General features: G+C 61.5%; 6 protein-coding genes and 2 tRNA genes. 6 read left to right on the forward strand and 2 right to left on the reverse strand.

What is annotated here, in order from left to right; translation table 11 throughout:
* Positions 1 to 104: 104 nt before the first annotated feature.
* The 5 genes from uvrC to ACXWUF_RS16545 all read left to right on the forward strand — a co-directional run bounded on the left by uvrC (position 105) and on the right by ACXWUF_RS16545 (position 3,744).
* Positions 105 to 1,943, forward strand: a complete 1,839-nt coding sequence (uvrC, locus tag ACXWUF_RS16525) for an excinuclease ABC subunit UvrC (protein WP_458503310.1) — start codon at positions 105 to 107, stop codon at positions 1,941 to 1,943.
* A 51-nt stretch (positions 1,944 to 1,994) separates the two neighbouring features.
* On the forward strand, positions 1,995 to 2,615 hold the full coding sequence (pgsA, locus tag ACXWUF_RS16530; protein WP_458497577.1) for a CDP-diacylglycerol--glycerol-3-phosphate 3-phosphatidyltransferase: 621 nt from the start codon (positions 1,995 to 1,997) through the stop codon (positions 2,613 to 2,615).
* Positions 2,606 to 2,681, forward strand: a tRNA-Gly gene (locus ACXWUF_RS16535). Before pgsA ends, ACXWUF_RS16535 begins: the two co-directional genes overlap by 10 nt.
* Before the next feature lie 52 nt (positions 2,682 to 2,733).
* Positions 2,734 to 2,807: transfer RNA gene (locus tag ACXWUF_RS16540), tRNA-Cys, on the forward strand.
* Positions 2,808 to 3,003: 196 nt separating this feature from the next.
* The gene (locus ACXWUF_RS16545) at positions 3,004 to 3,744 is read left to right on the forward strand and encodes a tyrosine-type recombinase/integrase (protein WP_458497578.1); all 741 of its coding nucleotides are present in this window, start codon (positions 3,004 to 3,006) and stop codon (positions 3,742 to 3,744) included.
* Positions 3,745 to 3,807: 63 nt separating this feature from the next.
* Here the strand turns inward: ACXWUF_RS16545 and ACXWUF_RS16550 are convergent, their stop codons facing one another.
* Entirely contained in the window at positions 3,808 to 4,281 is a 474-nt protein-coding gene (locus ACXWUF_RS16550; protein WP_458503311.1) for a DUF3368 domain-containing protein, read from the reverse strand.
* The gene (locus ACXWUF_RS16555; RefSeq protein ID WP_458497435.1) at positions 4,278 to 4,532 is read right to left on the reverse strand and encodes a UPF0175 family protein; all 255 of its coding nucleotides are present in this window, start codon (positions 4,530 to 4,532) and stop codon (positions 4,278 to 4,280) included. The genes ACXWUF_RS16550 and ACXWUF_RS16555 overlap by 4 nt, the downstream gene beginning before the upstream one ends.
* A gap of 152 nt (positions 4,533 to 4,684) precedes the next feature.
* Between ACXWUF_RS16555 and ACXWUF_RS16560 the strand changes: the two genes are divergently transcribed.
* Positions 4,685 to 5,800 carry an AAA family ATPase gene (locus ACXWUF_RS16560; protein ID WP_458497434.1) on the forward strand — a complete coding sequence of 372 codons (1,116 nt, stop codon included), beginning with the start codon at positions 4,685 to 4,687 and terminating at the stop codon, positions 5,798 to 5,800.
* Positions 5,801 to 6,058: the final 258 nt, after the last annotated feature.

Below are 6,058 nucleotides of genomic sequence, written 5' to 3' on the forward strand. Positions count from 1 at the left end.
CGCGTCAACCGTGGGCTAAAGCCCACTCCCACGTAAAAATAGCCGGTAAGCCGCCCGCCGGTTCCGCATTATAATGTCGCCCCATTCCCCCCAAGCTTGCCGCCATGACTCCGCCCGAGACCGCCCCGGCTTTCGACATCCCCGCCTTCCTGGAAACGCTGACCCAGCGTCCGGGCGTGTACCGGATGCTCGACGAAAAAGCCGAGGTGATCTACGTCGGCAAGGCCAAGAATCTCAAGAAGCGGGTGTCCAGCTATTTCTCCAACAAGGACGCCCCGCCCAAGCAGCAGGCCATGGTGGCCCGGATTCGGTCCATCGACGTCACCGTGACCCACACCGAGGGCGAGGCGCTACTGCTGGAAAGCCAGCTCATCAAGCGCTACAAGCCGCGCTACAACATCAACCTGCGGGACGACAAAAGCTATCCGTCCATCTACGTCTCCACCCACCAGAAATTCCCCCGGGTGACGTTTCATCGGGGCGCCAAGGGCAAACAGGGCCGCTATTTCGGCCCGTACCCCAACGCGAGCGCGGTGCGGGAAAGCCTCAAGCTGCTCCAGAAAATCTTCCCGGTGCGGCAATGCCGGGATTCCTTCTTCGAGAACCGCTCCCGGCCCTGCCTGCAATATCAGATCGAGCGCTGCACCGGCCCGTGCGTCGGGCTGATCGAGGAAGCAGGCTACGCGGAGGACGTGCGGGACACGATCATGTTCTTGGAAGGCGATGGCCGGCGGCTGATCGAGGAATTGGCCTCGCGCATGGAGAGGGCGGCGGGCGAATTGAATTTCGAGAAAGCCGCCCGCTACCGCGACCAAATCGCAACCCTCCGCACCGTGCTGGAAAAGCAGGCGGTTCACGGCGAACACGGCGACGTGGACCTCATCGCCTGCGCCATGGAAGGCAGCGCCGCCTGCGTGCAGATGACCTTCATCCGGGGCGGGCAGCAGATCGGCGACCAGACCTTCTTCCCGGCCATGACCGAGGCACACGAGCCGGGCAAGATTCTGGAAGCCTTCGTCGGCCAGTATTACCTCGGCAAGCAAATCCCCAAGGAGGTGCTGGTCAGCCACGAACTCGACGACACCGCCGTGATGGAAGAAATGCTGTCCGCCCAGGCGGGCCACGCGGTGCGGGTGACATCCAAGGTGCGGGGCGAACGGGCCAAGCGGCTGGCACTGGCCGTCACCAACGCCGAGACCGCCCTGGCCGCGAAGCTCGCCAACCGGCGGGATTTGTATGGCCGCTTCGTGGAATTGGGACAGGTCTTGAATCTGCCCGAGCCACCCAAGCGCCTGGAATGCTTTGATATAAGCCATACTCAGGGCGACCAGACGGTGGCATCCTGCGTGGTCTTCGACCGGCAGGGTCCGGCCAAGTCGGCCTACCGCCGCTTCAACATCACCGGGATACAGGCGGGCGACGATTATGCCGCGCTGGCCCAGGCCGTGACGCGGCGTTATAAGCGCATCGGCGGCGGCGAGGTGGAAGCGCCGGATGTCCTGTTCATCGACGGCGGCAAGGGCCAAGTGGCATCGGTGCGGGAGGTGCTGACCGCGTTGGGCATGGCGCATATCCGCACCATCGGCGTCGCCAAGGGGCCGGATCGGAAGCCGGGCATGGAGGTGCTGATTCCGGCGGACACCTACCAGCCGATGATGCTGCCGCCCCACTCCCCTGCCCTGCTGCTCATCCAGCAAATCCGCGACGAGGCCCACCGCTTCGCCATCACCGGCCATCGGCAGCGACGGGCCAAGGCGAAGCGGCAATCGGCGCTGGAGGACATCGCCGGGTTGGGTCCGAAGCGCCGCCAGCAGTTGTTGCGGCAGTTCGGGGGCTTAAGGGAAATCAGCCGGGCGGGGGTCGATGCGTTAAGCCGCATCGAAGGCATCAGCCATCAATTGGCGCAGCGCATTTACGATAATTTCCACGAGAACGAATCCTAAACCGGGCGCGCCCGCGTTCGGTCCATCCACAGAACGGGACACCTAAAAATTATGGAGTTGAATCTCCCCACCTATCTCACCCTGCTGCGGATCATGCTGATTCCGGTGCTTGTGGCGCTGTTCTATCTGCCCTGGCCCAACGCGCACGTCGCCTGCGCCGTCGTGTTCATGATCGCTGGCATCACCGACTGGCTGGATGGCTATCTGGCCCGCCGGATGGGCCTGACCACCCGCTTCGGCGCCTTCCTCGACCCGGTGGCCGACAAGCTGATGGTTGCGGTGACGCTGGTGCTGATCGTGCAGGCCGACCCCAGCCCGGTGGTGGCCATCTCGGCGGCGGTGATCGTGGGCCGGGAAATCACCATCGCCTCGCTGCGGGAGTGGATGGCGGAAATCGGCGAGCGCAAGAAGGTGGCGGTGTCCAACCTGGGCAAGTGGAAGACCACGGCGCAGATGGTTTCCATTACGTTGTTGCTGTTCGGCATGGATGTTTGGAAGGAACCCTTGAAGAATTTCGGGCAGATTCTTCTGCTGATTTCGGCGGTGCTGACCCTGTGGTCGATGGTGGTTTACCTGAAAGCCGCCCTGCCCTCCTTCTCCGAAGATTCGAAAATGTTGACACGCGAGGCCGATATCTCTACAATGCCAACTATCGACAGCACGCGGGAATAGCTCAGTTGGTAGAGCACAACCTTGCCAAGGTTGGGGTCGCGAGTTCGAGTCTCGTTTCCCGCTCCAAGTTCTAATAAAAAGCCGCTTCCGCAAGCGGCTTTTTAGTTTGGCCTCTCAAGGCTGAGTGGCAGAATGGTCATGCAGCGGCCTGCAAAGCCGTGTACGCCGGTTCGATTCCGACCTCAGCCTCCATTAGATAGTCCGACGGTATCCGCTACCGTCCGTAAGCCCGCGAAAATGCGGGCTTTTTTGTTTGTACTCCGTCCACAGAAGTCCGAAGAAATGCCCCTACATCCGAGCCAATCAGGGGGCATATCTGGGGGCACGGGGCACACGCCCCCGAGTCGATGCCTCCAAGGCTGCAAATCCCCTGGATGGAGTGCCCCCTATGCCATTAACCGATCCCGCTTGCCGTAACGCCAAGCCCAAGGACAAGTCTTACCGGCTGGCCGATGAAAAAGGGCTTTACCTGGAAGTCATGCCGAACGGCTCCAAATATTTCCGCTTGAAGTACCGCTTTGATGGCAAGGAAAAGCGACTGGCCTTTGGGGTGTACCCCGAAGTCACCTTGAAGGAAGCCCGCCCGAAGCGCGACAAAGCCCGCGCCCTTCTATCCCAAGGCGTTGACCCCAGCGCACAGCGAAAAGCCACCAAGCACGCCCAAGCCGAGAGCTTTGAGTCCATCACCCGCGAATGGCTAACCAAGTTCGGGCCATCCTGGACCGCCGAACATGCCGAGCGCATAACCCGGCGTTTCGAGAGGAATGTATTTCCCTGGATCGGTGCCCGGCCTATCCGCCAAGTGACCGCCCCCGAACTGTTGGCCGTGCTGCGGCGGATCGAGGAACGCGGGGCGCTGGATACCGCCCACCGAGCGCACCAGAACTGCGGGCAAGTGTTCCGCTATGCGGTGGCAACGGGGCGGGCTGAACGCGACCCGTCCGGCGATCTGCGCGGCGCACTGCCCCCCGTCAACGATAAGCACCACGCCAGCATTACCGACCCCAAAGCCATTGGGGCGTTACTTCGGGCCAACGCCCTTGCCGTAGGGGGGGGTCGTGGAACTCGTAGCCGTTTTCCAGCCAGACGTTATCCAGGCCGCATTCTTGATAGTGGTAGTGGTTCATAGCTTGTTCTCCACCTCGATGATGATGGCGGTCCAGCCGCCCACTGCTTCACCGGCCCGAAACGGTCATTCCCCGACCAGCGCCGCCAGCCTTTCCACCAGTCTGGGGTTGTAGCGGATTCCTTGAGCTTGCATGTCTGCGACGGGTTTGCGGAAGGATGGAATCAATCCTTGTTGCTTGGCTTTCAGTAGCACGCCCAAGGTTCCGGTGATTTTCAGCCCGAGATACTCGGCGACATTCCTGCCGATCTTTTCGTCGATCAACACCCAGTCGGCGTTGAATTTCCGCGCCATGTCGAGGGTGTGCTTTTCGCCCTTATCCAGTTCCAGCAAGACGGTCGAGTGCAGCGGCGGCGTGGATTGAACGGCTTCAACCCACGGCAACCGGGTGAGGTCGGGCACTTGGATGGGACCGCCCGCCCTGCACTCGTCGATGACTTCGCCGACCACATGAATGCGCTGGAACAGTTGCGGCAGCAGGTCGAGCCGACCGACGGCGCTTAGGGCGATGATGGGGGTGGTGTTGGAGAAAACGATCACAGCAGGGCGGTTTCGCGGGCGAAGTCGTCGGCGGAGTCATCCAACAGGCAGGCTCCGGCGTCGAAGGCGGTGCGTAGGAATTTCACCCGGCCCATGCCCAGCCACGCGGCGGCGGTGCCGGAAGAGAGTTTGCCTTCCTTGAACAGGCTGATGGCGGCTTGGCGCTTGAGGTAGTCGGCGAAGCCTTCGGCGTTGAGGTGTAGGCCGATCAGCAGTTCCGGGGGGCAGTCGATTTCTAGGGTGGTTTTCATGGGGTGGCTTGCGTTGGATGGATGGCGCTTTATACCAAGTTGTGGGGTGTACTGGGAAAGGTTGCCGTCCAACCTGCCTGATTGTTTACACCTTGTCTCGCTTTGCGTAACGTAACGGCGGTATAAATCTCCGTGACAGCCGAGGTGTCCTCGTGAGCCTTTCCCCGTCTCCTTTCGTTCCCGGCCACCCTTTGCGGGCGGATCAGCCGATCTTTGGCCGGGATGACGCCTTTTCCTTCGTGCATGGTCAGGTGGCCCGGTTCGGTTCCGTGAATCTGGTGGGCGAGCGGCGCATGGGAAAGACTTCATTGCTGCATCATTTGCTGGGCAATCCGCAGCACCGCCCGCCGCCGGGGACGCCGCCGCTGGTGTTGGTGGCGGTGGATTTGCAGGGCCACATCACCGATGCCGCTGGGTTTTATGGCGCGGCGTTGCGGGGAATTTTGCGTGAACTGCCCGCTGATCCGCGTTTCGCCGATGTGCCCGCCCGGCTGGCGGGGTTGGAGGCGGACGCCCATTGCGATTTTGCGGAGTTCGAGCGCTGGTTGCGGCGGTTGAAGGATGCGGGGCTGGTGCGTCCGGTGGTGTTGGTGGATGAGTTCGAGCGGTTGCTGGAACCGCAGTATCGGGCGGGGTTTCCGATTCCAGGGTTTTTCGAGGGGCTACGGTCGCTGCTGACGGCGGATGTGTTGGCCTTGGTGGTGGCGTCGCGGTTGCCGCTGGCGGAGCATTTCGAGCGCCATCCCGAGGCGATGACTTCGACCTTTCCCAGTTATTTGCCGCCGTTCATGTTGCGGGAGTTGGATGATGCCGCTGCCGAGCGGTTGTTGATGCAGGGCATGGTGTTTGATTTGGGTTTGACGGAAATCCAGCAGGCGCGGCGCTGGGCGGGTGGGCATCCATGCCGGTTGCAGTGTGCGGGGGAGGCGTGGGTAGAGGCGAAACGGGGAAGCAAGGATTCGGCTTGGGCGAAGGCACGGTTTGAGGAGTTGGCGATGGTTTGCAGGGCGCGGCCGTCGCGGGTTCCGGCGCGGGTGGCTTTGCGGCGGTTGGGGCGTGGATTGGTGCGCTTGCCGGTGTGGTTGTGTGTGGACCTGCCGTTGCGGATTGGCGGGGCGATTCAGAAGCTTGGCGAGAAGATGGATCAGGTTTCGGCCTGGCTAATGGGCTTCGGGGCGGTTGTCGTGACTATTGGGGTCATCGGTCATTGGTTAGAGATTCCGTGGGTGCTGGCGGTCTTGGAAAAGCTGAAAGGGTTGTTTTCATGAGTGGCACGCCAATTCCGCTCGTTCCCACGCCGGAGCTTGGGAACGATCAAAAACGAGCAAAACAATATTACGGGGGGTAAATATGGGTTTTCTACGCTTAGTGCTGGGTGGGTTGTGGCTACCGTTTAAGCTGTATTTCCAGCCGTATAAGTTTCAGCGAGAAATTGCCGATTTGGCGCCGGACTTACCCGAGGATTACAGCCTATGGCAGGCGCGCCGGCATTTCCGTAATCCCGAATTTCGCTGGGCCATGTTCCG

This window comes from Methylomagnum sp. (assembly GCF_054333355.1).

What these genes read in the sequence shown, in the direction of transcription:
- uvrC (WP_458503310.1), top strand. Translation starts at nt 105, where the DNA reads ATGACTCCGCCCGAGACCGCCCCGGCTTTCGACATCCCCGCCTTCCTG.
- pgsA (WP_458497577.1), top strand. Translation starts at nt 1,995, where the DNA reads ATGGAGTTGAATCTCCCCACCTATCTCACCCTGCTGCGGATCATGCTG.
- ACXWUF_RS16545 (WP_458497578.1), top strand. Translation starts at nt 3,004, where the DNA reads ATGCCATTAACCGATCCCGCTTGCCGTAACGCCAAGCCCAAGGACAAG.
- ACXWUF_RS16555 (WP_458497435.1), bottom strand. Translation starts at nt 4,532, where the DNA reads ATGAAAACCACCCTAGAAATCGACTGCCCCCCGGAACTGCTGATCGGC.